Source organism: Rhizobium phaseoli (genome assembly GCF_010668805.1).
Taxonomy (GTDB): Bacteria; Pseudomonadota; Alphaproteobacteria; order Rhizobiales; family Rhizobiaceae; genus Rhizobium; species Rhizobium phaseoli_A.
Map to the genome: position 1 here is coordinate 1 of NZ_WUFT01000063.1, position 541 is coordinate 541.

Consider the following 541-nt stretch of genomic DNA (forward strand, 5'->3'; position numbering starts at 1 on the left):
GCGTCAAGTTCCAGTCGAACGTTGCCGGTGACGTTACCGGCATCAAGTTCTACCGCAGCGCCAACGACAACGGCCAGAACGTCGTCGACCTGTGGACCACGACGGGCACCAAGCTCGCCACCGCCACCTTCGCCGGCACCACCGGGAGCGGCTGGCAGACGGTGAACTTTACAACCCCGGTCACCATTGCCGCCAATACAGCCTATGTCGCCTCCTACCACACGACAGGGGCCTACGTCGCGACCGACAATTTCTTTACGGCCACCGTGACGAGCGGCTCACTGACCGCGTCAGCCAGCGGCAACGGCGTATACACCTATGGCGGCTCCGCCACCGCGGGCATTTTTCCGAATGCCACTTACAACGCCGCCAACTACTATGCCGATGTGGTCTTCCGTCCGGCATCGACAACGCCGAACACGACACCGACGGCAGTTGCCGATGCGGGTGACGCGACCGAGAAGGGCGGGGTGGCCAATGGCTCGGGCGGCGTGGTTGCGAGCGGCAACGTGCTGACCAACGACACCGATGCGGATGCCGG

At 64.0% G+C, this 541-nt stretch carries 1 protein-coding gene; it reads left to right on the forward strand.

The annotated features are described in order from the left end of the window. A partial coding sequence (locus GR197_RS31380) for a DUF4082 domain-containing protein (RefSeq protein ID WP_164016598.1) occupies nucleotides 1-541 on the forward strand: 541 nt, incomplete at both ends.